At 70.8% G+C, this 25130-nt stretch carries 19 protein-coding genes; 8 read left to right on the forward strand and 11 right to left on the reverse strand.

Annotated features, from left to right (window positions below):
* Positions 1-7 precede the first annotated feature (7 nt).
* From ACIA8D_RS24940 to ACIA8D_RS24955, 4 genes are read right to left on the reverse strand one after another with little or no spacing between them, the layout of a single operon-like run.
* Entirely contained in the window at positions 8-1273 is a 1266-nt protein-coding gene (locus ACIA8D_RS24940) for an MFS transporter (RefSeq protein WP_399235579.1), read from the reverse strand.
* 13 nt (positions 1274-1286) lie between these two features.
* Positions 1287-2579 (reverse strand): acetyl-CoA carboxylase biotin carboxylase subunit family protein, encoded by a 1293-nt coding sequence (locus tag ACIA8D_RS24945; protein ID WP_399235581.1) that lies wholly within the window; start codon positions 2577-2579, stop codon positions 1287-1289.
* Between the two features lie 54 nt (positions 2580-2633).
* The gene (locus ACIA8D_RS24950) at positions 2634-3428 is read right to left on the reverse strand and encodes an SDR family NAD(P)-dependent oxidoreductase (protein WP_399235695.1); all 795 of its coding nucleotides are present in this window, start codon (positions 3426-3428) and stop codon (positions 2634-2636) included.
* A gap of 34 nt (positions 3429-3462) precedes the next feature.
* Positions 3463-4626 carry an SIS domain-containing protein gene (locus tag ACIA8D_RS24955; RefSeq protein WP_399235583.1) on the reverse strand — a complete coding sequence of 388 codons (1164 nt, stop codon included), beginning with the start codon at positions 4624-4626 and terminating at the stop codon, positions 3463-3465.
* 311 nt (positions 4627-4937) lie between these two features.
* Between ACIA8D_RS24955 and ACIA8D_RS24960 the strand changes: the two genes are divergently transcribed.
* From ACIA8D_RS24960 to ACIA8D_RS24975, 4 genes are all read left to right on the forward strand, one after another.
* Positions 4938-6215 (forward strand): ATP-grasp domain-containing protein, encoded by a 1278-nt coding sequence (locus ACIA8D_RS24960; protein WP_399235585.1) that lies wholly within the window; start codon positions 4938-4940, stop codon positions 6213-6215.
* Positions 6216-6320: 105 nt separating this feature from the next.
* The gene (locus ACIA8D_RS24965) at positions 6321-7466 is read left to right on the forward strand and encodes a GNAT family N-acetyltransferase (protein WP_399235587.1); all 1146 of its coding nucleotides are present in this window, start codon (positions 6321-6323) and stop codon (positions 7464-7466) included.
* Between the two features lie 198 nt (positions 7467-7664).
* The gene (locus ACIA8D_RS24970) at positions 7665-8993 is read left to right on the forward strand and encodes a hypothetical protein (RefSeq protein WP_399235589.1); all 1329 of its coding nucleotides are present in this window, start codon (positions 7665-7667) and stop codon (positions 8991-8993) included.
* 109 nt (positions 8994-9102) lie between these two features.
* Positions 9103-9381 (forward strand): nitroreductase family protein, encoded by a 279-nt coding sequence (locus tag ACIA8D_RS24975; RefSeq protein WP_399235696.1) that lies wholly within the window; start codon positions 9103-9105, stop codon positions 9379-9381.
* Positions 9382-9468: 87 nt separating this feature from the next.
* On the opposite strand, the gene ACIA8D_RS24980 is transcribed toward ACIA8D_RS24975, so the two are convergent.
* From ACIA8D_RS24980 to ACIA8D_RS24995, 4 genes are all read right to left on the reverse strand, one after another.
* Positions 9469-12033, reverse strand: coding sequence for an MFS transporter (locus ACIA8D_RS24980; RefSeq protein WP_399235590.1), 2565 nt, complete (start codon positions 12031-12033; stop codon positions 9469-9471).
* Entirely contained in the window at positions 12030-12584 is a 555-nt protein-coding gene (locus ACIA8D_RS24985; RefSeq protein ID WP_399235592.1) for a MarR family winged helix-turn-helix transcriptional regulator, read from the reverse strand. The genes ACIA8D_RS24980 and ACIA8D_RS24985 overlap by 4 nt, the downstream gene beginning before the upstream one ends.
* Before the next feature lie 124 nt (positions 12585-12708).
* Positions 12709-13905: a beta-ketoacyl-[acyl-carrier-protein] synthase family protein gene (locus ACIA8D_RS24990; RefSeq protein ID WP_399235593.1), complete on the reverse strand. Its 1197-nt coding sequence runs from the start codon at positions 13903-13905 to the stop codon at positions 12709-12711.
* Positions 13902-14159, reverse strand: a complete 258-nt coding sequence (locus ACIA8D_RS24995) for an acyl carrier protein (RefSeq protein ID WP_399235595.1) — start codon at positions 14157-14159, stop codon at positions 13902-13904. Before ACIA8D_RS24995 ends, ACIA8D_RS24990 begins: the two co-directional genes overlap by 4 nt.
* Before the next feature lie 72 nt (positions 14160-14231).
* Between ACIA8D_RS24995 and ACIA8D_RS25000 the strand changes: the two genes are divergently transcribed.
* A complete protein-coding gene (locus ACIA8D_RS25000) occupies positions 14232-14945 on the forward strand; it encodes a 1-acyl-sn-glycerol-3-phosphate acyltransferase (protein WP_399235598.1) in 714 nt (237 codons plus the stop codon).
* Between the two features lie 22 nt (positions 14946-14967).
* On the opposite strand, the gene ACIA8D_RS25005 is transcribed toward ACIA8D_RS25000, so the two are convergent.
* Together ACIA8D_RS25005 and ACIA8D_RS25010 are read right to left on the reverse strand one after the other, a co-directional pair.
* On the reverse strand, positions 14968-16350 hold the full coding sequence (locus ACIA8D_RS25005; RefSeq protein WP_399235600.1) for a hypothetical protein: 1383 nt from the start codon (positions 16348-16350) through the stop codon (positions 14968-14970).
* 37 nt (positions 16351-16387) lie between these two features.
* Entirely contained in the window at positions 16388-17812 is a 1425-nt protein-coding gene (locus ACIA8D_RS25010; RefSeq protein WP_399235602.1) for a hypothetical protein, read from the reverse strand.
* Between the two features lie 291 nt (positions 17813-18103).
* Here ACIA8D_RS25010 and ACIA8D_RS25015 point away from each other — a divergent pair, with 291 nt between their 5' ends.
* Together ACIA8D_RS25015 and ACIA8D_RS25020 are read left to right on the forward strand one after the other, a co-directional pair.
* The gene (locus tag ACIA8D_RS25015; protein WP_399235604.1) at positions 18104-19357 is read left to right on the forward strand and encodes a hypothetical protein; all 1254 of its coding nucleotides are present in this window, start codon (positions 18104-18106) and stop codon (positions 19355-19357) included.
* Between the two features lie 23 nt (positions 19358-19380).
* Entirely contained in the window at positions 19381-20121 is a 741-nt protein-coding gene (locus ACIA8D_RS25020; RefSeq protein ID WP_399235607.1) for a hypothetical protein, read from the forward strand.
* A gap of 28 nt (positions 20122-20149) precedes the next feature.
* Here the strand turns inward: ACIA8D_RS25020 and ACIA8D_RS25025 are convergent, their stop codons facing one another.
* Entirely contained in the window at positions 20150-21769 is a 1620-nt protein-coding gene (locus ACIA8D_RS25025; RefSeq protein WP_399235609.1) for a hypothetical protein, read from the reverse strand.
* A gap of 309 nt (positions 21770-22078) precedes the next feature.
* Here ACIA8D_RS25025 and ACIA8D_RS25030 point away from each other — a divergent pair, with 309 nt between their 5' ends.
* A complete protein-coding gene (locus ACIA8D_RS25030) occupies positions 22079-25087 on the forward strand; it encodes a glycoside hydrolase family 3 protein (RefSeq protein WP_399235611.1) in 3009 nt (1002 codons plus the stop codon).
* Positions 25088-25130: the final 43 nt, after the last annotated feature.

Genomic DNA, 25130 nt, shown 5'->3' on the forward strand with positions numbered 1-25130 from the left:
CGGCTCCTCACACGGTCGACGGCCGACCGCTCAACACCGCCCTGTACTGGCTGATGATCACCACACCGATGAGCCCGTACAGCAACGCGATGCCCCATGACGGCACCAGCGTTCCCAGAGCCACGAACAGTGCCGCGATCATCTGAGCCACTCTGATATTGAGGTTGTAGACCGCCATGTAGCGGGAGCGGTCGGTGTCCGGCACCATGTCGGCGAGCAGCGCCTGCTTGATGGGAACGTTCATCAACTCGCCCACCGTGAACACCAGTCCGGCCACGAGCAGGACCCAGCCGGAGTCGCTGACCGCGAGCGTCATGTATCCGGCCGTGAACAGTGTGATGCCCAAGTACAGCCCCGTACGGTCGGAAAGGCCCCGGAAGAGTCGACGGGCGAACAACGCGAGAAGGACCACGAGGGCGGTGTTCTCCGCCCGCAGGACGCCCAGCATCTGCACGCCGTTGACGTGCACCGTCAGGCTGTTGAGCGAGAAGAGATCCTGTGGGGGAAAGTCCCTGGCCAACCGCACACCGACGTAGTTGATCAGCTGGAACTCGATGGCGAGGGTGAGTGCGGCCGCCGTCATCAGCCGCATGAACCGCCCGTCGCGCAGCACCAGACGGTATCCGGAGACGAACTCGTACAGCACCGATCCGGCAGGCGTCCTGTGGCGGTTGCCCTCCGAGGGGCGGGTCTCCTGGATGAGGAAGACGGTGGAGAGGACGATGCCGGACGTACAGACGGCTGCCCCACCCAGCATCAGGTCGAAGTGTCCGTCGTACAACCAGGCACCGAGCAGCGCACCGAGGGCGAGTCCCAGGTTCACTGCCCAGTAGTTGACCGTGTAGATCTCCTTGCGTGTCTGTGGTGTGGTGACATCGACGATGAGCGCCTCGCTGGCCGGCAGCGCCGCGCTGGCCGCGAACCGGTTGAGCAGGTAACCCAGGTAGACGAGCAGTGGGCTGGAGAGCAGGCCGGAGTGGGCCACCGCCATCAGCGCGAACGTGGCGAACACGCCGATCTCGGCCAGCATCAGCGTCCGGCGCCGTCCGTATTTCTCCGAGGCGTGGCCGCCGATGAGCATGGCGGCCACGCCGAGGCCGACCACGGTGAACAGCAGGACACCTGCCGTTGCCGCGCCGAAGGTGAATGCCAGGTAGACCGCCATGAAAGACGTGATCATCGAGTCGAGCAGCCGATTGGCGAAACTGACGGCGATACGGACCTTCAGTGTGCGGTTACCGGCCAGGGGACCGACCACGGTGCCACTTTTCACCGCAGCGATCACCTCACCCCGTGCCGGAATGCGGCAGTCTGCTGGTGTTCTCCGCCACGAGGGGGACGCCCAACTCCCGTTCGATGTCCGTCTTCACCGCCCCGCACGCTGCCCTCGCGGCGTCTGCATTCTCGGCGACGGCCCGGATCATTCCGAAGCGATCGAAGTTGCCCTGCATGGCAATCAAGATGCCCCCGGGTTCGACGTGCGCCCATCCGGAGTGCAGCCGGTCTTCGAACGCCCTGAACCAGTCCGGGGGGAGATCCTCGGACACGGCAGCCGGTGTGGCGGCTCCCAGCACCGAGTGTGATGCCGCGCCGTCCAGCCGCAGTGGTTCCGGGGGCGCTGCTTCGCCCGCGTACAGGTCGACCAGGATCTCGAACATGTTCCGGTCCGCTACGGCGTTCACGGTCTCCGGCAGCGCGCCGCCCGCCATCCGTGGGTTGACCTCGGTCAGCCGGAAGCCGGCCGCGGTGTGCATCACTTCCGTGTGAAAGATTCCGAGGTCGAGGCCGAGTGCGCGGCACACCTTAACCGCGTACTCCTCCAACTCCTTTTGCTGTGCGGGAGGGAAGTCGGCGGGGGTGGTGCATCCCAGCTCCAGTACGGGGTTGTGGGCCCCGGTCTTCTGGAGGGTCGTGGCCAGCGGCACGAATGTCCCGTTGACCGCGGCGACTTCGACGGAGCACAGGTCTCCGATCGCGAGCTGCTCAACGATGAAGCGTTCGTCGATGTGTGCCGACATGCCGGTGGCCATGCCCTGAAGGCTGTCGGTGAGACCGGCGAAATGCGCGTTCACCTCGTCCGGGGTCCGGACGATCGTGGTGGCTGCCTTGGCGACGCCCAGAACTGGCTTGATGATGACCGGGTAGCCGATCTCGGCAGCTGCGGACAGGGCTTCCTGTCGCGAGCGGACGACGCGGAATTCCAGGCTCGGTATGCCTGCGTCCCTGAGGACTTCGCGGCAACGTCCCTTGTCACGTGCGGCGGTGACGGCCGGCAATGGGGTGCCGCGGGCGCCGATCCGGTCGGCGAGTTGCGCCGCCTGTGCCGCGCAGAAGGCGAGTGTCGAGAGCACGGCATCGACGTCGCTCGTCCGGATGCCCGCAGCATGTACCGCTTCGAGGAGAGATTCGGTGCTGCTCATGTCGTGGACTTCGAGGGCATGGTCAGCCAGCTTCCTGGCGAGTTTCCTCTGGTCCGGGGACGCGGTGAAGTCGTACAGCGTCGAGTACAGGTAGGTGACGGTGTGTCCGGCCTGCTTGGCGTACTCGATCGCATTGACGCCGGAGCCCGATGTCTCCACGAAAACTAGATGACTCATTCCCGTCCTTGTCGGCCGCGGCGGCCCCTTGGCGGCTCAGCTTCGCCGCGCTTCATGGAATTCCTGGGCGTGATAGAAGTCGTACTCTCCGGGCTCGACCTCCTCGCGCCGCACCGCCCAGGCAATGAACTCAGCGGCGAACTCGGCCGAAACCGTCCGCATGCGATCCTTCGGCTCGGTTCCCTGCCATTCCCCCTCCTGGTAGGGCGGCAGGCCGGCCGTTTTCAACGCAAACCGTTGGTCGAGCCGTTCGTTACGGCGAAGCTCCTGCTGAATCTCGGTGTCCACGATCCCGGGGTGGATGCGCAGCACCTTGATGTGAGGTGCGGAGATCTCGAATTCGCGGGCCTGCACCAGCGCCATGCGGCCGAGCGCGGCCTTGGTCGTGCTGTAGAGACCGAGCCCCGCAAAGGAGAGTTCAGGCAGTGCACGCCCCAAAGAAGAGACGACATAGGCCACGCGTGCTCCGCCATCGGCAAAGCGACCGGCCGAGAACACGGCCGACGTGATGGCCAGCGGCGCGTGCACGTTCACCCGGAAGACCTCTTCGACCTGTTCGGCCGGCACCTCGTGCAGCCAGCCCAGATTCGAGGTCGCCGCGTTGTGCACGAGGGTTGTCACCTGATATTCGGGGTGTTCGTCAAGCCACGCACGCACACACGGCTCGACGAGCGTGACATCGGCGAGATCGAGGTTCAGGTTGTGCAGTTCGTGCTCGGTCCGCACACCGGCGATCCTGGCGGACTTGCGCGAGATGTTGAGCACGTCCGTGTCCTGGATGAACGACTGCACCAGACAATGGCCGATGCCACGACTGCCGCCGGTGACCACGGCCAAGCGCTTCCTGTCCATTCCGTGCCGCCCGTCACCCGGCAGCCGGCGCGACCGTGTCCCGCGCCTCGAGGTCGGCGGGGATGTCGACGCACTTGGGGAACAGCTCGATCGAACGCTGGCTCCACCAGGGGTTTTTCGCGGCGATCGAGATCAGGTCCCGCCCGGCCACATCGGCGTGGAGGCCCAGGTAGTACGCGATGTACACCGTGAAGAAGTGACCGAAGAAGAACTTCTTGAAGAAGGTCTCCTGGTCGAGGTCGATGTTGATGAACTCGATGTTCCCGTTCTGCGGCACGCTCTTGTCGCCGAACAGACCTTCCAGGGTCTTGACCTTGTCTCGCGTGTAGTCGTCCGCCGACGAGTCCAGGAAGGTGATGATGGCCTGCTTGTTCCCCGGATCCGAGTAGGCCGCCACCTCGGTGTGGCTGAACTCGTGAAGCAGGTTGCGGTGAGTGGGCACCATCGCGATCTCGTTGAAGAACATCGTGGTCTGCTTGAGCAGTGTCACGTACCAGTCAGCGGTTCCGAGCAGCGCGATCCTGCTGCCGCGCAGCCGTCCGGCCAGCTCCTGGGCCCGCGCCAGCGTTGCCCCGTTGAACTCCTCTTTGAGGAACCGGACCGATTCCTCCAGCTCAGCACGGTACGAGCTCTTCGTGATCTTCAGCTGGTGAAAGAGGTCCAGGAAGATCGAGAAGAACTGCTGGACGTGGTACAGCGGGTATTCGCGATCCGCGTGCCGCAACTTGTACTGGATCAGCGAGGTGTCGTGCTCCTCGCACAGCGAGGCGATCTTTCCGCCGCCCGACAGCACGATCAGGTTTCGGTTCCCGGTCATTTCCCTCATGCGATCGAAGAACAGGCACGGCTCGACGGACCATCCGCTGTAACAGACGATGATCGTGAGTGTGGTCTCGGCCTTGAGAACATCGGGATCGACGAACCACTCGAGGTCGTAGTCGTTGACGACGTCGACCCTGATCGGAATGCCTTCGGTCAAGAAGAATCCCTTGACGATGTCGGAGACCACGGACGAACAGCCCATGCCGTAGAAGACGATCCGCTTGAACTGCCCCGCTTCGATCCTCTTTCGCAGACCTTCGTCCAGGCCGCCGAGGTCGTACTCGTGCCCCCAGAGAATGCTCTCGAAAAGTGGCTCTCCGAGCATTCCTTCGAGTCGTTCCAGACGCCCCTGCATTGCCATCTCCTGATCAGGCCGTAGCCGGTTCGGTGACACTGCCATCGAAGCTTGCGGTGGAACTGGCCTGTACTGCACAGGCGTTACGTCGTTGTGGCGCGGGGTGACATTAGGCAGCAGGATCTTGGCGCCACAAGCCCGCTGCGTACGGTTGGCTTGATATGAGCGAGCCACCGCCGACGCGTGCGCAGGCCAGGGGCCCCATGCGCGATTTCAGGACACTCGGCACGCAATCTTGCATGCTGAGACAATCGGGCAATTCCGCCGAGCATCGTGTAGAGCTCCATCTCTGACATCAAGGAGGGGTCGTAGTGAAAGCCGTCCTGATTGTTCTGTCTGCCGGGCAGCGGGAATACCGAGAGGCCGCACTCGCTCGAATCGCTGCCCACTACCGGATCGCACTCATCTCTCCCGCGCCGGTGACCTGGGAAACTCCCTATGTCATCGACCAGGTCACGGTCGATCCCGCAGACTCGGCGGGGTACATCGACGCGGCACTGCGACTTGCGACGGTGCACCAGGTCGCCGGCGTGTTCACTTTCGACGAGTGGTGCGTGGAAAAGGCGGCACGCATCGGTCGACTGCTGGATGTTCCGCAGTGCACCCAAGAAGCCGCACTCCGCTGCCGCGACAAGTGGGCAACGCGCGAGGCACTGCGCACGGCGGGTGTGCCGTCGGCGCGTTCGGAATTGGTCCGCAGCGTGTCGGAGGCGGAGTCGGCCGCGGGCCGCATCGGATATCCGGTCGTGGTCAAGCCGCAGGCGATGTCCGCCAGCTTCGGGGTGACGCGGGTCCCAGGACCCGACGGACTCGCGGAGGCATTCGGTCGGGCCCATGGCAGCCGTCCGAAGCGAGCGTGGGAACACCAACAGGGCGTGTTGGTCGAGGAGTTCCTCGACGGGCCGGAGATCAGCGTGGACAGCACGGCCGTCGGAGGCCGGGTCGAGTCCCCGGTGTTCGCGAAGAAGGTCCTCGGCTACCCGCCCACATTCGAGGAGGTCGGCCACATCGTGGCGGCCCCCGAGAGGATCACGACGGACCCCGAGGCCGTGCGCAAGGTCGTCACGGCTGCCCACGAAGCCCTGGACGTCAGCGGCACAGTGACCCATACGGAGCTGCGGCTCACCACGAAAGGGCCGCGGATCGTCGAACTCAACGGCCGTCCCGGAGGGGGCCTGATCGCCGAGCTCTCCCTGCTCGCAACGGGCGTCGACATCGCGTTGGCGTCCGCCGACGTGGCAGCCGGCCGGGCTCCGAACCTCAAGGCGAGCCGGGACCGCGTCGCGGGGATCCGCTTCTTCTACGCGGAGTCGGCCGGCGTGATCCAGTCCTGCGACATCGGCGACACCGTGGCCCGTGCGCCGTGGCTGGAGAAGGTCCAGTGGCTGGTCGGGCCGGGTACCGAGGTCTGCCCCGAGCCGGGCAGACGCTGGTTCTCGCGGGTGGGATTCGCCGTGGTGACAGCCGAATCAGTGGCGGAATGCGAAGCCCGGCTGGCCGAGGCAGCCGACCAGGTGACCCTCCGCATCGCCCCGCAGGACCGGCAGGCAGAACATCGGAAGGACACGGCGCGTTCCGGCTTGTTGTGAGGACGTCGGGACCTCGGCCCGGCCTGCGGCAGGAGCAGTTGGCGACAGGGCCGGCCGTCGAAGCCGTCGGTTCCCACCGATCAACGCCTCGGCTAGCCTCCCGACATGACGACCACCAGTCCGGTAGCAGTGACCGAACTATCCGTGCCGCCCCCGTTCTTCATCACATCGAGCGCGGAGGCCGAGCTGAACTGGTGGCCTCGGGAGGCCGCCGATCCGCGACAGCGGCTCGCCTGGGCCGAGGGCGCGCGCTGGGCCGACGACGGCATCGGGTTCCTGGGTTCGCCCGGCGGCCCCGCCGCATGGCTGCGCCTGGCAACGGGAGATCAGGCATTCGTGCGTATGAATGCCGTCGACGTCTGTGCCGGCACGGGACGCGACGTGGTTCAGGACACCGCCACGGTCGATGCCGCACGGGTCGAGGCAGCCCGGCAACTGGTGCTGGCAGCCAACGGATACGTCTCGCCGCTGGTCTGCCGTGACGCCCCGGAGGGCGAGCAGACCGCCCGGCTCTTCGAGGCAGCCCTGCAGGCGGCACAGTGCGACGGGCGTCTGCCTGCCGTCCTGCACTGCCCTCAGGGCGATTCGCTGACCGAAGCCGCTCAAGCACGCGGTTTCGTCTGCGGCGTGACGGATCTCTACCCGGTCATTCACCTCCCCGGGAACGGCATCGACGACTACGTCGCCGCCCTCCCCAAGCAGCGGCGTTCCGGGGTCCGGAAGGAACTCAGGGCTCGTTCCCGCACCGAGTGCCACGTGCTGCGGGGGGACGATGCGGCCTCGCACATCGACGAGGCGGCGCAACTCGTGTCCATGGCCTACACGGCACGTGGTCAGCACATGGCGGCACAGAAGGTCGCCGCCATCTTCACCAGGCTCCACGGCACGTTCGGCGACGACTTCCTCCTCACGATGGTGTCCTCGGACGGCGCTCCCGTCGCGACCGCCTGCCTCGTGGCAGGCCATGACGCCCTGCTCCTCTACTTCGTCGGCCTCGACCCCGACCGCGCGCGGCAGGTCTCGGGATACTTCAACGCCGCCTACTACCTACCGATGGAGTACGCGTACGAACGAGGAATCACGCGGCTCCTCGTCGGTCCTGGAACTGTGGAGTCCAAGCGCCGCCGCGGCGCCCGCTTCGAACCACTCGTCTCAGCCGTGCCCGCGCGGAGCAAGCTGGCCCTCCTGCTGGCCCGTACGGATGCCGAACTCACCGAACGTGTCGCGGCCTTGAACGGCACTCGCTCCTGATCCCGGCGCCCCCCTTTGAACGAGTACATGAAAAAGGTCAGCACGGAGCGCAAGAGCAGCAGGGCGGCGGCAGTCCAGAAGACGGTGCGTCGGCCGCCCAGTTCAGCGAGGTAGCCGGCGACGGTGCAGCCACACGGCTCCGACAGGGGCACCCCCCTGGCCCGGGACGGCCACCGCTCAGCACTACAGTCGTTGCGCATGAAGGCTTCTCCGACCACCCGCCGCACCTTCATCGGCATTGTCGCATCCACCGGGGCTGCCATGTCGGCCGGCTGCGGCAACCATCACGAAGCGGGCGAGAAGGCGGAGCACCAGCCTTCGTCCGGCCCGTCCGGCGCCGATGCGGCCCGGCTCCGCGAACTTCCGCCTGCGGCCGACACGGCGTCGGCCAGGTCGCCGAGCGACGCCTGGCGCTACACGCACGTCTCACCCCGCCGCGGCGATTCCTACCAGGCCCTCGCCGTCACCACACGGGACGACCTGTGGCTACTGGGTACTCGCACGCGGTCCCTCGTCCCGTTCCTGGAGAACTGGGACGGAAAGCGGTGGAGCGAGCCCACGATGCCCGGCGACCTCATCGACGGGGGCCGACGGTCCTCCTGGGCTCTCGCCACCGGGGACGCGGGCCGACTCTGGCTGGCGCAGCGCACCGTGGACGGCGACCGGCTCGCCGTGTTCCGCCGGGAGGGCGGGGCTTGGCAGCGACTCCCCGACCCGCCGGCGCCCCGGGGCGACCAGCCGTCGGGCGCAGAGGTGAAAGGCGCCTGGTGCGTCGCCTCCGGACAACACCTGTGGGTCACGGCCAACGGAAAGGTCGTGCACTGGGACGGACGACGCTGGGATGCGCCGGCTCTTCCCTTCCCGGCCGCCGCTCTCGCCGCCGCACCCGCCGAGAACGGCTCCCCCCGCGCGTGGGCGGCAGGGGCGGTCGACACCGCGTGCGGCCACGGGGAGTGCTACCCACAGCCCGCCACCGCCCGGTGGGCGGACGGCGCCTGGCAACGGCTGGAAACCCCCTCGTACCACTTCCCCGACCCCGTACCGCCCGAGGCGTCCGCCACCTTGGACACCATCGTCCACGACCCCGCGAGCGACCGTCTGTGGGCGCTCGGCCGCCACGACTTCAACCACGGTGAGGTGGACGAGGAACCCGACGACGAGGCCGTCCTGTTGACCGGGGACGGCACGGCCTGGCGAAAGGTGGGCGCCCCCGACACCGGCCGAGCCTTCGAGACGTCCACGACCTCCCCCGACGGGACCGGCGCACTGCTCCTGGACTCCTGGACGCGCCGCACTCAGGACGGGAAGGCGCACAAGGTGAAGGCCCCGGACCGGCTGCCCGAGCCGTCCGAGGTGCCGAAGCCGAAGCGGAAGTACGACTTCGGCCAGCCGTTCGAGGCCGCCTCGGTCCGGCTGATCCCCGGCACCCGTACGGTCCTCGCGGTGGGATCCGTCACCTTCAACAACTCCTCGGACACGGGCGACCCGCCCCGGTGCGCCGCCCTCGCCCGCTACGACGCGGCTTGAGGACACGCCACGAACAGCTCTGACACACCGGGACGAGGGACCCGCATGACCACCCCCCGGCCGGCCCCCCGAGGAGCTCGCACGGCTCACTTCGCTGCGGGCCACGCGCATTTTCACCCAGGGCCCGGGCGGCGAGGACGCGCAGTTCGACGCGGGCCGCGCGGCGCAGAACATGATGCCGGCCGCGCATCGGCACGGGGTCGGCAGCTGTCCGGCCTCGTTCTTCCCCGCGGCCAACGCCGACGCGGCGAGCGCCCTGTGCCGGGTCGAGCCTCCCTGGCGTGTGCGCACGGTGCTCTCCTTCGGCCACACCGCCCCGCGCCCGCCCGGCAAGTCGGCGGTCCCCACCGGAAGGCCGCCGTTCACGACGCTGGTCAGCGAGGTCTGACCGGCGCCCGGTACGCCGAAAGGCCGTGGCCCGCCACCGAGGTGGCGGGCCACGGCCTTTGTCGCATGCGCGTTCAGCGCGTCCGCGTCAGTGGCTCAGCTCCACGTCCGCGTCGTTCCTGCCGTTGCCGTTGAGCGTCAGCGGGACGGCCTGCGGCGCGTAGCCGCTGGCGACGACGGTGTACTGGCCGGCGTCGAGGTCGTCGAAGGCGTAGGCGCCGTCGACGCCCGTGACCGCCGTGCCGACCGTGTTGCCCGCCGCGTCGAGCAGCGTGACGCGGGCGTCGTTCAGCGGCTCGCCGGTGGCGCCGCGGACCACGCCGTGGACGCGGGCGCCGGGCACCAGGCGGACCTCGCACCGGTTCGGGCCGCCGCTGACCACCTCGACCGCGAGGGCGGTGGGCCGGTGGCCCTCCGCGCTCACCGCGAGGGTGTAGGTGCCCGGGGCCAGGTCGCCGAAGGCGAAGCCGCCCGTGGCGTCCGCGGCCGCGGAGGCGATGACCTCACCGCGCACGTCGGTGGCGATCACCAGCGCGCCCGGCACCGGGAGTTCGCCCGCCGCCTCGACGACGGTGCCGGTCAGGCCCGCCGCCCCGGCCAGCATCAGGTCGTAGTCGAGGAAGCCCTCGCCGACCGTCAGCGTGCTGGCCTGCGGCTGCCGGGAGCCCGCGGAACCGATCAGGACGTACGTGCCATCGGCGGGCGCCGGAAGCAGATACGCGCCGTCGGCGCCCGTCGTCGTGCGGCCGAGCTGGCCGCCCCGCAGGTCGATGAGCGTGACGACCGCGCCCACGAGCGGCGAGCCGTCGCGTTCGCGGGCGTAGCCCTTGATGCCCGCGGTGGCGTCCGCCGCGACGGCGGCCGTCGGCGCGGTCGGCGCGGGTGCGGCCGGCGCGGAGTCGGTGGCCGGGGCGGACGGCACGGCCGTCTCCCCCGACTGTCCCGTCTCGCCCCGCTCCGCCGCCTCGCGCGCCTGCAGCCCCGACATCGCGCGCAGCGGGACCTCCTTGGTCCACAGGACCATCAGGAACGCGAGGACGATGACGCCGGCCGCGATCAGGAACACCACGTGCATGGCGTCCGCGAAGCCCTGCTTGAAGGGCTCGGCCAGGCGCGGGTCGAGGTGCTGGATGAACGAGGAGTCGCTCAGCACCCCGCTGCCGCCCCCGCCGGAGCCCTTGAGCATGTCGAAGACCGGCTTGTTGGCCGGGTCGTGGACGACCGACGGGTCGTGCAGCGCGGCCTGGAAGTCCGCAGTCTTCGCGGCCGACTTGAAGGCGTCGCCGATCTTGTCGCCGACGTTCGAGAACAGCACCGAGAGGAAGACCGCCGTACCGGCGGTGGCGCCCATCTGCCGGAAGAACGTGGACGACGCCGTGGCCACGCCCATGTCCTGCGGCGGCACCGCGTTCTGCACGGCGAGCACCAGCGTCTGCATGCAGCAGCCGAGGCCCAGACCGAATAGGCCCATGTAGAGCATGGTCTCCCACAGCGGGGTGTCCCACTCGACCTTGAAGTGGAAGAGCAGCAGCGCCACCACCATGAAGAGCGTGCCCAGCGTCGGGAAGATCTTGTAGCGGCCGGTCTTCCCGGTGATCTGGCCGGAGATGATGGACGCGATCATCATGCCGGCCATCAGCGGCAGCATCTCGAGACCGGACTTGGTGGGGCTCGCGCCCTTCACGATCTGGAGGTACTGCGGGATCATCAGCATGCCGCCGAACATGCCCGCGCCGATCAGCACGGACAGGAAGCTGGTCTTGCTGAAGATGGCGTTGCGGAACAGCCGCATCGGGATCAGCGCGTCGTCGCCGACATGACGCTCCACGAGGATCCACGAGACGATGCCGACGCCGCCGAGGACGTAACAGACGATCGAGCCCGTCGAGCCCCAGCCCCACTCGCGGCCCTGTTCGGCGACGAGCAGCAGCGGGACGACGCCGAGCGCGATGGTGAACGCGCCCCACCAGTCGATCTTCCGGTCGCGGCGGACGTGCGGGATGTTGAGCACCTTGGCGACGACGAACAGCGCGATGATCGCGATCGGCACGTTCACCAGGAACACCCAGCGCCAGCCGGTGACGCCGAGGATGCTGTCCTGTCCGGCGAGGGCGCCGCCGATGAGCGGTCCCGCAACGCTGGACGTGGCGAAGGTGGCGAGCATGTAGCCCTGATAGCGGGCCCGTTCGCGTGGCGGCACGATGTCGCCGATGATCGCGAGCGCGAGCGACATCAGACCGCCGGCGCCGATGCCCTGCACCGCGCGGAACGCGGCCAGTTCCGGCATCGACGTCGAGAAGGTGCACAGCGCCGAACCCACGATGAAGATCGTGATCGCCGCGAGGAAGTACGGCTTGCGGCCGTGCAGGTCGGACAGCTTGCCGTAGAGCGGCGTGGCGATCGTCGACGTGATCAGGTACGCCGTCGTCGCCCAGGCCTGCTGGCTGAGTCCGTCGAGGTCGTCCGCGATGGTGCGGATCGAGGTGGAGACGATGGTCTGGTCGAGAGCAGCCAGGAACATCCCCAGCATCAGGCCGCTGAGGATGGTCAGGATCTGCCGGTGGCTCAGGCCGCCGGACGTGGGGGTCTGTTGGGGGGTGGATATGGCTCGGGTAGCGGTGTCTCCGCGGGACGCGGACACGGCCTCAGTCATTCTTGCGTTGCTCCCTGCTCGCCACCGGGCCCGGGGACTTTCCCGGACTCGGGACGTGCGTATTCAAACTCTTCCAGATCGTCATTGAGGCGGGAGAGCAGCCGGATCAGCTGGTACCGGTCCTCCTCGGGCCAGGGCCCCAGGAGGCGGGCGAAACCCGCGTCGCGCTGGCGCCGGTACTCCTCGAACGTGGCCTCCCCGGCGGCGGTGGCGCGCAGCAGCGCGCCCCGCCGGTCCTCCGGGTCCGGACGCCGTTCGACGAGTCCCTTGTCGACCATGGCCCGCACCTGGCGACTGACCGTCGACAGGTCGAGGAAGGTCGCCGCGGCCAGGTCGGTGGCGCGGTGTTCGCCGTCGCGCACCAGCTTGGCCAGCAGCACCCGCTCGCCGGACCAGCTCTCGAGCCTGGCCTTCTGCCGGTAGGCAGTCAGCAGTCTCGAGAACCGCACCAGCTGGGTCCCGAGTCCCGCCGCGGCGTCCTCGGCACTCGCGCTTCCCGTCGCCGGGCCGCCGTCCGCTGCTTCACGGTCATGGACCGTCCCCTTGTCCATGACCGCCTCCCGATGTCACTTCAGTTGCTTGTATCGAGCAAGTGAGTGTAGCCCCCTTTTTTGGGTGCTCCACCAGGGGTCGCGCGAAGGTTCAAGTAGGGGTTTACGCAGGGTTTTACGCAGGTCAAGCGGGGGTCAAGAGGACGGCGGCATTGTGTCCGCCGAACCCGAAGGAGGTGCTGAGGGCGAGGGTCGTGGACTGCTGCCGGGCGGTGCCCGCGACGACGTCGATGTCGAACGCCGGGTCGAGCCGGGTGAGTCCGGCGGTAGGCGGCACCACGTCGTCCCGCAGCGCGAGCACCGTGAGCGCCGCCTCGATCGCGCCCGCCGCGCCGAGGGTGTGCCCGAGCGCGCCCTTCGCGGAGGTGACGGGCGGCCGGTGCGGGAAGACGCGGCCGAAGAGGGCCGCCTCCATGGCGTCGCCGCGCGGGGTCGAGGTGCCGTGCGCGTTGATGTGGTCGACGTCACCGGGCGCGGCGCCGGCCTCGGCGAGCGCGGCCCGCACGGCACGTTCGGCCTCGCGGCCCTCGGGGTGCGGGGCGACCAGGTGGTGGGCGTCGGTGGTGGCGCCGTAGCCGACGAAGGACGCGAGACGGGGCGCCGAGCGGGCGGCGGCGTGCTCGGCCCGCTCCAGGACGAGGGCGCCGGCCCCCTCCGCGATGACGAAGCCGTCCCGGTCGGCGTCGAAGGGGCAGGAGCGGCGGTCGGACAGCGCCCCGAGCTGGCCGAATCCGGCGACGAACAGCGGCAGGACCGCCGCGTCCACGCCGCACACCACCGCGATGTCGCACTGCCCGGTGATCAGCAGCTGCCGCGCGGCGCCGAGCGCGGTGCTCCCCGCGGCGCACGCCGTCGTGACGGGCAGGGTGGGCCCGGTGACGCCCAGGTGGAGCGCGATGGTGGCGCCCACCATGTTGGGCAGGAAGCCGGTGAGGAAGTACGCGGAGACGCTGGTCGCCCCGCCGCTCACCAACCGTTCGGCCGCGGTGTTCCTGGTGTGCTCGCCGCCCACGGACGTGCCGGTGACCACGGCGACGCGCGAGCCGTCCCATTCGGCGGGGTCGAGCTTGGCCCGGTCGAGGGCCTCGCCGACGGCGGTCAGCGCCATGCGCGCGGCGGGGTCGACGTGCGCGACGCCGCGCGGGCGTGCGGGCAGTTCGGCGGCGCCGTCGACCCGGCAGCTCAGGCTCACCGGAAGCTCCGCGAGCGTCGGGTCGGGGCGGGCGGTGGCCTGCCCCGCGCGCACGGCGGCCCAGGTGCTGTCGGCGTCCCGGCCCGCCGCGGTGACCAGGCCGAGCCCGGTCACCAGGACGGCACTCACCGTCCGCGCCTCGCGTCGACACGGGAGCTGAACTCGGCGAAGGACAGCTCGCGCAGCTCGTCCTCGGTGACGGCCACCCCGAGCTCGTCCTTGAGCGTGACGGCCAGCTCCACGGCCATCAGCGAGTCGACGAGCAGGTCGGTCATCAAGGCGTCCGAGGCGACGGCGGCACGGTCGACCTCGAACTTGTCGACGAGCATGCCGGTGATCAGGTCGGGGGTCGCGGTGGTCTCTGGGGATGCGGGAGTGGTCATGGCCTGAAATAGACCACCCCATTAGGACCCTTACTCTTGCGAACTGCGGTTTTCAGCACAAAGTGGGACCTTGTGAGCAATCTTGAGAGCAATGTGGACGACGTCCTCGATTGGCTGACCGACGGCTATCTGCGCGTCGAGACAACGGGCATCGACCGCATTCCATCGACGGGCCCCGCGATCCTGACCGCCAACCACTCCGGCGCCTGGGGCTTCGACGGCATCGTGCTCAACAAGATCCTGCGCCGCGCGCTGCCCCGGCCCGTGCACCTCTACGCCGACAAGCTCGTCTTCCGGCTTCCGGCGCTCGCCGCCTACGCGCGCCGGCACGGCGTCTTCAGCGACGACCCCACGCTCGGCCGCGACCGGCTGGCGCGGGGCGAACTGGTCGGCGTGTTCCCCGAAGGCATGGCCGGCGTCGGCAAGGACTTCTCCCTGCGGTACCGGCTGCGCCCCTTCAACCCCGGGTTCGCCGCCACCGCCGTACTCACCGGGGCGCCGGTGGTGCCGGTGTCCATCGTGGGGGCGGAGGAGACGTTCCCGAAGCTCGGTGAGATCGGCTCGCTCGCCCGGCGGTTCGGGCTGCCCTACTTCCCCGTGACCACGCCGCTGCCGCTGCCGGCGAAGTGGCTGGTCACGGTCGGCGAGCCGATCCCGGCCCCGGCCGCCGCCGACACGTACGCCGAGCGTTCGGCCGCGGCGCGGCGGCTGTGCGACGAGGCGTGGTTCACGGTGCAGGCGATGGTGGACCGGGACCTCGGGCGCCGGACGACGCCGTTCTGGTAGGCCAACACCCGTACAGGACAGCTCAGTTGGTGAGCCACTCCGCGGCCCTGCGGGCGTCGGAGGCCGCCGTGGCGCAGCGCTCCGCGTGCGCGAGCAGGGTCATCCGGCAGCGTTCACCGAAGGCGTCGTGGTTCCAGCCGGGCTGCTGGGCGCAGTCGGCCAGGCGGCGCGCGTGCTCCTCCAGGCTCCGGGCGCCGGCGGCGGCGAGCGCGGCGTAGTGGGCCGGGCCCGCGCCCATGACGGGGCTCGTCCGCGCGGCGTGCGGCGTCTCGCGCGTGCCGACGTCGGTGGGCACGTCCCTGTCCGCCGCGGCGGCGAGGGCGCGGACGAGTTCGGCGGCGGCGAGTGCGCCCAGATCGGCGGCGGCGCACGGGACGCGGGCGGCGCACAGCTCCGCCGACAGGTCCGGCGCAGGGCCATCCAGCGGGTCCGTGGGGTCCGGGGCCGACCCCTCGTCCAGATCGCGCAGCCACGCGGTCGCGCACAGGATCTCGGTGCCCGCCCCGACCGTCAGGTCCTGCCACCGGAACGGCTCGACGACCGCGTGCACGGTGGCGGGCAGCGGCGGGCGGCGGCGCAGCGCCTCAGCCACGCTCCGCTCCGCGCGCTCCCCGGCGGGCAGCGGCGGCGCCTCCGCGAGCAGCGCGAAGGCCTCCGGCGCGACCTCGGTGAGGGCGCGGGTGACCACGTCCAGCGCGTGTGCCAGGTAGTCCCGTGCCGTCCCGGCGTCCGCGCGCTCGGGCACGTACGGGTCGATGCGCCGGTTCAGCGCGGCGCCGCGGGCCTCGTGCTCGGCCGGGTTCGCGGAGCGGGTCACGGCCTGGAGGATCTCGCTGACGAGGGTGTCCTGCGCGGCCTCTGCGCCGAGGACGAGGACTCGCGCGAGCCGTCGGGCGGCGTCCTTCCACCCGTCCCGGTCGAAGGAGCCGTCCGGCTGTCGCGCGGCGAGCAGTTCGGCGGCCGCCGCGGTGGCGGCGGAGCGCACGGCCACCGGGTCGAGGGTCGGCGGCGGCGCCACGTGCGGTATCAGGATCGTGCGGCGGCCCTCGGCATCGAGGACGTGGACGGTGCCGAGCGCTCCCGCCTCCTCGCCCCGCCGCACCAGGCCGTCGGCGTCCGCGCCGGAGAACGGCATCAGGAAGGCGCCGAACGCCGTGGCCATCCGCGTCGGCCGCCCCGACCTGGCCCTCCGCACCTGGGCGAGCACCTGCCGGGTCAACTCCCGCCGGGTGAACGGCTTGAGGCCGAAGGCCCGGGCCGGCGCGTCGATCCAGGAGACACGCTGGGCGGCGAGCGCGGCACTGACCAGGACGTTCTCCAGCGGCCAGGCCGTCGCGGGCCGATCAGGGGCGGTGCCGGTGTCTGTATCGGTACCCGTGGCGTTCATGGCGTTCATGGCGGTCATCGCCGGTCTCCTGCCCTTCGGTGGTCGTCGCTCGGCTTCACTTGTCGAGGAGTTGGTACGGCTGATTGCCGACGATCTCGCCGTCGTACGCGGTGATCAGCGCGTTGACGCGGGCGCGGTGCGGAAGGTCGTCGCCACTGAGGGTGGCGGCGTAGGCCTGCGGGGCGTGCGAGAGCGGGTAGTCGTACGTCTCGTCGAGCCAGGCGAGTTCGAGCCAACTGGCGGGGACCTCGTAGGCGGAGGCGGGCCCGCGCCCGTCGAGCCCCGGGATCACGTCGTGCTTGTTGACGAGGCTGACGATCTGGACCGCGGGATCGAGCGGGCGCTTGTTGTCGATGGGCGAGCCGACGGTGATCACATGCGTGAGCTGGTACGTCGACACGACGTCGAGGTCGCAGGCGAGGTTCATGGCGGTGATCCCGCCGAGGCTGTGGCCCACGATCATCAGCTCGGAGCCGCTGGGCACACCCGCGCGCACCAGCAGTTCCTTGACCGCGCGGGTGTACGTGGTGTCGGTGCACAGCGCGGCGTCGAACGCGCCGACCAGGTCCTGCGGGGTGCCGTTGCGCAGGCGCCCGAAGCTGGTGCCGGGCAGCAGCAGAACGTGCCGCTGGGCGCCGTCGGCGCAGTCGATGCGGCGCAGCAGGGCGAGGCCGTGGTTGCCGAGCGCGGAGATGTCGTCGATGTAGCGGACGATGTCGTTGCCGGAGCGGGACAGGACGCGGGCGAGCATCGCGTCGGGCTCGACGCGCTCGGCCCGGCCCGGGCCCGGGTTCAGGTGCCGGATCAGCCCGGCAGGCAGGCCGAGGAACGGGTCGGTGCCGGGCACTCCGCCGGCCAGGGTGACCCAGGAGAAGGAGTCGTTGGCCGGGTTCTCGTCGAGGAGTCCCTGGAGGGCGAGCAACTCCATGATCACCGGGCTGAACGTGGTGAGGGTGCGGGTGACGCCGAACAGGTCGACCAACTCCCTTGCGGCGCGCAGCGCTTCGAACCTGCGGCCCGCGATCACCGCGTCGGTGAGGCGCTTGGCGAGCGGCGCGGCCAGGTTCGGGTGCTCGCGGGCCGCTGCCTCGATGCGCAGCGCGAACGCGTCGACGGCCATCGCCACGGCGGCGGGCCTGCGGCGGGCGACGGCCCCCAGTGAGCGGACGGCCTCGCCGACGACGCCGCCGTTGGCGGCGAAGCCGAGCCCGGCCGGGTTCGTGACCGCGCGGGCCGCCGTCAGGGCTGCGCCGAACGCCCAGGTCGGCCGGCGCAGCGCTTGGAGTCCCACCCGCCAGCTCGAGCCCGCGGCGGTCAGCCCCGCGCCGGTCCGGCGCGCGGCGAGCGCCGCGTCGGCGAGCAGCACGGACGCCGCGACGAGCAGTTCGGCGTCGGTCCGGTCCGCCGCCCGTGGCGATGGCGACGGCGACGTGTGAGCGGTCTTCGCAGTGTCACGCGTGTGGACTGTCTCGACTGCCATTCCGGCCACCTCGTCCCTGGAACGCCTCGGCGGGGCCGGCCCGCCACTCATCAGCAGTAGACCCGGACCGCCCCCGCCCGGCAGGACCGCTGCGACCGATCGGGTGAGTCACGGAACGTGCCCGCCGCGCGTCCGATACCCGGAGCCGCACGCATCACCGCAGGCCACAGCGGTCCGGCGGGGACGGGAGCCGCCCGGGTGAATCACCGAGCGTGTGCGCGCGCCGGGCCGCCGCAGGGCGGGCCCGGCGACCAGCATGCCGGTGTGATCATCGGGAGGTTTGCCGGAAGGATGACTCGACGACTGCCCATGGAAACGCGCCGGGCGCGCGGCCGCACGGCGCCGCGGCTGCTCGCCGCGCTCTGCCTCGCCCTCTGTTGCTGGCCCGCGGCGGCCCCCTCGGCCGCCGACGGCGCGGGGACGCACGGGCTGGCGCTCGCCGTCACCGTGAACTCCCGCCCCGGAACCGACGCGCTGCGCCCCGGCATCCGCAGCGGCGGCGAGGTCGTCGTCTCGTACCGGCTGATCAACCGGGGCAGCGCCGACCTGCACGACGTGCGGGTGCGTGACCCGTCGATGCCGGGCGCCCGGATCCGCTGCCCCGGCGGCAGCGACCGGGTGCCGCTGCTCATCGGGACCCGGTCGGCACGCTGCACGGCGACCGGGCCCGCCCGCCCCGGCCGGTGGGTCGGCGAGGTGCGGGCCGCCGGGCGCCAGCCGTATCTGCGCGCTGTCGTGCAGGCGACCGCGCGCTCCGGGTACGCGGGCGTCGGCGCGGCCCTGACGCTCGCTCAGTCGGCGCGGCCGACGGGTCCGGGCCGGGCCCGCGTCACCTACACCGTCACCAACCCCGGCAACCGGCCCCTGCGCGACATCCGCGTCACCGACCCGGGGTTCGCCCCCGACCGCATCGACTGCGCGCGGGGCCGCCCGGTCGTGCCGCGCCTCGCGCCCGGTGCCACGGCCGAGTGCGCCGGGGAGGTGCGGCGCGCTCCCGGTACGTACACGGGCCGTGGCCTCGCCCAGGGCAGCGACCAGCTCCGCACCATCGGCACGCGCGGCGAGGAGGTGCCGCCGCCCCGGCTGTCGGCACACGCCTCGGCCCGCCTCGTGCTTCCGGCGGCGGCCGCGCCCCGGCCGACCGTCCCGGCGTCGCCGAAGCCGCCCGGTGAACCACCGGGTGCGGCCCAGCCGCCCGCCGCGCCGCCGCTGCCGCCGCCCGCGCCGGCTCTCCTGCTGCTGCGGGTGCCACCACCGCCGGGCATCGCCCCGCCCGGTCAGGAGCCCGCGCCGCGGGAGCTCCCCGTACGTCCCGGCCAACCCGAGCGCCCCGAAGCCCGACCCGACGCACAACAGCGACAGCAACAACAGCACCGACAACAACAGCGGAATCATGCTCAAGAACCCCAACAGCGCCCGCTGCTCGGCCGGTTCCTCCGCGACGACGGCCGGCCCACCGGTCTCGGCTTCGCGGCGGCGCTGTTCCTCGTGCTGCTGCCCGCCGCGCTCGCGGCCGCCGTGCTCGGTTCCGCCCGTAGACACTGACCGCATCGGAGCGGACTCCCGAAATGATCGCAAGTCTGGCCATCGTCCTCGGCGTCGCCCTGCTCGCCGCCGCGATCGTCCTCGTCAAACACCGGTTCTGGCCGCTCGGCCCGGACGCCGAACCCCGTGAGGACGTCGCCGAGTACATCTCGATGATGGTCGGTGTCCTCTACGCCCTGGTGCTCGGCCTCGCCCTCGTATCGGTCTGGGACACCCGCTCGGGCGCCGAGGACCACACCGCCACCGAGGCGAGCGCCGCCCACCAGATCCACATGCTGGCCGACGGTCTGACGCCGGCTCAGGGAGCGCAGGTGCGCACGGACATCGAGCGGTACATGGCGCACGTCGCCGACACCGAGTGGCCGGCCATGACCGAGGGCCGCCCGCCGGGTTCGTCGGGCTGGCACCTTCTGGCCGACGTGCGCGCCGCGAGCCGGGTGCCGAACGACGCCACACCCTCCCAACAGGCGACCGTGCAGGAGACGTTGGCACAGCTGAGCGTGCTCGACGAGGCCCGCAGGGGCCGGGAGTCGGATGCCGGCGAGCGGCTCTCACCGGTGATCTGGTTCGGCCTGATCGTCGGGGGCGTGCTGACGGTCGCCTTCATGTTCATGTTCGGGGTGCAGCGCAGCGTCACCCACGTCGTGATGGTGATGGGGCTGTCCGCGCTGATCACGTTCACCGTGCTGCTGATCTACCAGCTCGACGGCCCGTTCGGCGGTCTGATGGCGGTCGAGTCCGATCCGTTCACGCGCGGCCTGTGACCCGCGCCAACCCGCGCCGCGCCGGGCATCACAGATCCTGGCCCAGTTCGCTTCCGACCACGTAACTGCACTGTGTGTACGAGTATCCGGGCTGGACCCGGCCGCCCGCCGCGCGTCCGCTCGCCGTCGCGTCGCGGCCGCCCGGCTTGTGCAGGAAGTGGTACGTGCCCGCGGGCAGCCGCAGCGTCTTCTTCGGGTAGCTCTTGCCGCTCGCCTTGCACGCCTTGCCGCGGCCCGCCGCCTCCGTCGGATACGTCTTGCACGATGCGCAGGCGGCAATGGTGATCCGGCCGGTGACCGGCCCCGTGTAGAGGACCTCGACCGGGTCGGGGCCGTCGTTGCTGATCACCATATCCATGCGGGAGCCGCCCGGCGTGCCCTTGGGCGGCAGCCGGTCGCCCGCGGCGGGCCGCAGCTGGGCGATCTCGGCGGCGGTGGCGACCTGTTGGGCGCGGGCCCGCCGCTTGTCGTTCTTGTACGTGCGCGCGAAGTCGGTCAGCGAGGTGCGCGCGGCGCCGAACCGCTTGTCCTCGAACTGGTCGATGCCGCAGGCGTACGCCCCGTCCTCCACGGCCGTCCCGACCCGGTCGCGCAGATGCGCGGGTGCGGGCGCGGGCAGCCGCTTCGCGGTGTCGCCGATGCGGCGCAGTGCCCGGGTGGCGGCGCACGGGTCGCCGCCCTTCAGCGCGCCCGCGCGCCGTTCGACGGCCGCGCGCACGGCGGGCTCCACCTGTCGGGCCTGCGCCGACTCGGGGAACGTGCGCAGGAGTTGGCCCAGTTCGCCGCCGCGGCCGTCGGACTCTGCGGTGCCGAGTCGTCCCGTGCCGCACTTCAGGAGCGAGGCCGCAAGGGGCTTGTCGGGCCAGGTCGCGAGGGGGCCGAGGACGGTGCGGTCGATGGAGCCCGGCACCGTCCGCAGGTGTTCGAGGGGTGCGACGGCGGCGCAGTGCGCACCGTCGGCGTACGGCGCGGAGACCGCCTTGTAGTAGGCGTCGAGGCTGTCGGGCACGCGGTGGGCGGCCCGGGAGTCCGGGTGGTCCTCGGCGAGGTCGCGGTAGCGGCCGAGCGCCGTGCGGTAGTCGGCGCGCGCCTCGGCGAAGTCGCGGGCCGAGGCCTTCTTCACGAGGGCGTCGGCGCTGTCGAGCCGGTCGAGCAGCATCTCCTCGACGGCGTCGTCGCGCAGCCCGCCGTACGCGAAGGCTCCCCCGGCGGGCACGGCGAGCAGCGCGACACCGAGCAGGATCGCCACAACGGGCTTGATCTGTACGGAACTTGAGGGCGCACGCAGCCCGCGCCGCGCGCCGTCGGCCACCGCGACGAGCAGCAGCGCCGCGTACCCGATCAACGCCCATCCGGGCACCCCGTCGGGGTCGGCGGGCAGCGCGAGGGTGAGCAGGGCGGCCGTGGCGGCGACGCACAGCAGGGCGAGCAGGCGGCGGCGTACGAGGACGTACCCCAGGCCGAGTCCGCTGAGGTTGAGCAGCCCCGCCGCGGCAGCGCGCGCCGGATCCGCGGGCCCGGCGGGCGGCCGGTCGGCGGGTCGGCCGGGCGGCCCGAACGCGACTTCCTGCGGGGGCCCGAAGGTGGCGGGCGGCCCGGCCGCCGGCGCCCCGGGCGGTATCGGTGGCGCCGGTGGCCCCGGCGGCATCGGTGGCATCTGCGGAGGCGGCCCGAACCCGCCGCTCCCCTGCCGTTCCGCGTCGCCGGACGACGCGCCCCCCTGCCACCTCATCGCGGTCCCCCAACCGTCAGGTGTCGCACCCCGAAGCAAACGATCGGGGGCGGGACCCCGCCTGTCAATCGGTCACAAGTGGCCAACCCGGCGGCGCCGCGCCCCAACTCCCTTTACGTTCCGAACTCTTGACGGCCCCACCCGGCCCCCTTTAACTCAAGGCTTGAATTCAGAAACGGCACGACGCACCACAAGCACCCGCAACGGGACCACCGGGAGGGAACCTTGCGTCACACCGGATCCACCACCAGATCGGGCCGCAGAAGCCGCAGGAGACGCGCGGCCCTGCTCGCCGTGTCGGCGCTCGCGGCGGGCCTGCTGCCGCTGACCGGCACCACGGCCGCCTCCGCCGCCGACGACCCCGCACCCACCCCCGTCGACCGCTTCGAGGGTGAGGTGCCCTTCGCGACGCAGCCCGCCGAAGGCATCTTCACCTGGGGTGGCGACACCGACGACAACCCGAAGCTCGAACTCAAGGAGCGCGCGGACGCCCCCGAGGGCGCCAAGGTCCTCGAAGGCGCCTACGACATCAGCGGCTACGGCGGCTTCAGCCACGACTACGCGGCCGACAAGCCGGCCCACGACTGGTCGGCCCACAAGGGCATCCGCTTCTGGTGGTACGGCGACGCCTCGGGCCGCGAGCAGAACTTCGAGATCAAGGACGGCGGCGCGCACGGCGAGGCCTCCGAGCTGTGGACGACGTCGTTCACCGACGACTTCACCGGATGGAAGCAGGTCGAGCTGCCGTTCACGCGGTTCGAGTACCGCACGGACTACCAGCCCGTCGGCGGCATCGACCACGTCCTCGGGCTCGACGAGATGTGGGGCTACGCGGTCACGCTGCCCACCGGCACCAAGAGCCAATTCGCCATGGACGGCGTGGAGTTGTACGGCAGGGCCGATCAGTCGCTGCGCGCGCAGGTGTCGACGGACGCCTCCGTGTACCCGGTGAAGGAGGGCGGCTCGGCGACGGTGAAGCTGTCGGTCACCACCACCGGGAACGTGCCGATCGAGGACCCCGTCACCATCGAGTACGCCACCGGGGGCGGCACCGCCGAAGCGGGCAAGGACTACACCCCGGTCGCCGGCAAGGTCACCTTCCCGGCCGGCACCGCGTCCGGCGCGGCGAAGACCGTCAGGGTCGCCACCAGCAAGGACTCCACCAAGGCCGAGACCGCCGAGACCATCCCGCTGAAGCTGACCGTCACGGGAGCCAGGCCGCCCGCCGAGTCCCCGCAGGTCGTCATCGACGCGCACGGACTGCCGTACCTCGACACCAAGACCCCGGTCAAGAAGCGGGTCGCCGACCTCGTCTCGCGGATGTCCCTTGAGGAGAAGGTCGGCCAGATGACGCAGGCCGAGCGCGCGGCGCTGAAGTCACCGGGCGACATCGCGAGCCACCACCTCGGCTCGCTGCTCTCCGGCGGCGGCTCCGTGCCGACGCCGAACACGCCCGAGGGCTGGGCCAGGATGATCGACGGCTACCAACTCCAGGCGCAGGCAACGCGGTTCCAGATCCCGTTGATCTACGGCGTGGACGCGGTGCACGGCCACAACAACGTCGTGGGCGCCACGATCATGCCGCACAACATCGGCATCGGCGCGACCCGCGACCCTCATATCGCGGAGAAGACCGGGGCGGTGACCGCATCCGAGGTGCGCGCGACCGGCGTCCCGTGGGACTTCGCACCCTGCCTGTGCGTCTCGCGCGACGAGCGCTGGGGCCGCTCCTACGAGGCCTTCGGTGAGGACCCGGCCCTCGTCGAGTCCATGGAGACCGTGATCAAGGGCTTCCAGGGCCGCGCGAACGGCGCCGACCTCGACCGGAAGGACAAGGTCCTCGCCACCGCCAAGCACTTCGTCGGCGACGGCGGCACCGAATACGGCTCCTCCACCACCGGCTCGTACACCATCGACCAGGGCGTCACGAAGGTGACGAAGCAGGAACTGGAGGCCGTGCACCTGGCGCCCTTCGGCGACGCGGTGAAGCGCGGGGTGGGCACGGTCATGCCCTCGTACTCCTCGCTCGACATCATCGGCGACGCCGAGGGCCCCGTGAAGATGCACGCCAACGCGGCGATGATCAATGGCGAGCTGAAGGACAAGCTCGGCTTCGAGGGCTTCGTGATCAGCGACTACGCGGGCATCGACCAGATCCCCGGCGACTACGCCTCCGACGTCCGTACGTCGATCAACGCGGGCCTCGACATGATCATGGTGCCGAACGCCTACGCCGACTTCGAGAAGACCCTGCTCGCCGAGGCCACCTCGGGCCGGGTGTCCGAGAAGCGCGTGGACGACGCGGTCTCCCGCATCCTCACGCAGAAGTTCAAGCTCGGCCTCTTCGAGAAGCCCTACGCGGACACCTCGAACGCCGACGAGATCGGCGGCGCCGCCCACCGCGCCGTGGCCCGCGAGGCGGCGGCCAAGTCGCAGGTGCTCCTGAAGAACGACGGGAACGTGCTGCCCCTGAAGCGCTCCCAGAAGGTGTACGTCGCCGGGTCCAACGCCGACGACATCGGCAATCAGGCCGGTGGCTGGACCGTCACCTGGCAGGGCTCGTCCGGAAAGATCACGGACGGCACCACGGTCCTCCAGGCGATGAAGAAGGCCGCACCCGGCGCGAAGGTCGACTACTCGAAGGACGCCTCGGCGCCGACCTCCGGCTACGACGTCGGCGTGGTCGTCGTCGGCGAGACCCCGTACGCGGAGGGCGTCGGCGATGTCGGCAACGGGCACGACCTGGAGCTGTCCGCGGCCGACAAGGCGGCGGTGGACAAGGTCTGCGGCGCCATGAAGTGCGTGGTGCTCGTGGTCTCCGGGCGGCCGCAGCTGATCGGCGACCGGCTGGGCGACATCGACGGGCTCGTCGCGTCCTGGCTGCCGGGCACGGAGGGCGACGGCGTGGCCGACGTCCTCTACGGCAAGCGGCCCTTCACCGGACAGCTCCCGGTGACCTGGCCGAAGTCCGAGGCCCAGCTGCCCATCAACGTCGGCGACGCCTCGTACGATCCGCAGTTCCCGTACGGCTACGGGCTCACGACCAAGGCCGCCGGCAAGGAGAGCGGCGGGCAGGCCCTGGTGGCCAAGGAGCGGCTCAGGGTCCAGCAGAAGGCGGGCGGCACAGTGACGGCGGCGTGGGCCAAGCCGTTCGCCGAGGCCGAGCACCTCGCCCTCACCGGCGACTACAAGGGGGCGCTGAAGAAGCTGGCCGCGGCCTACAAGGCGGCCTGACCGGCCTGGGAGGCGGCAACTGAGCGCGCGGGGCCTCCAGTTG

Source organism: Streptomyces sp. NPDC051684, from assembly GCF_044453445.1.
Lineage (GTDB): Bacteria > Actinomycetota > Actinomycetes > Streptomycetales > Streptomycetaceae > Streptomyces.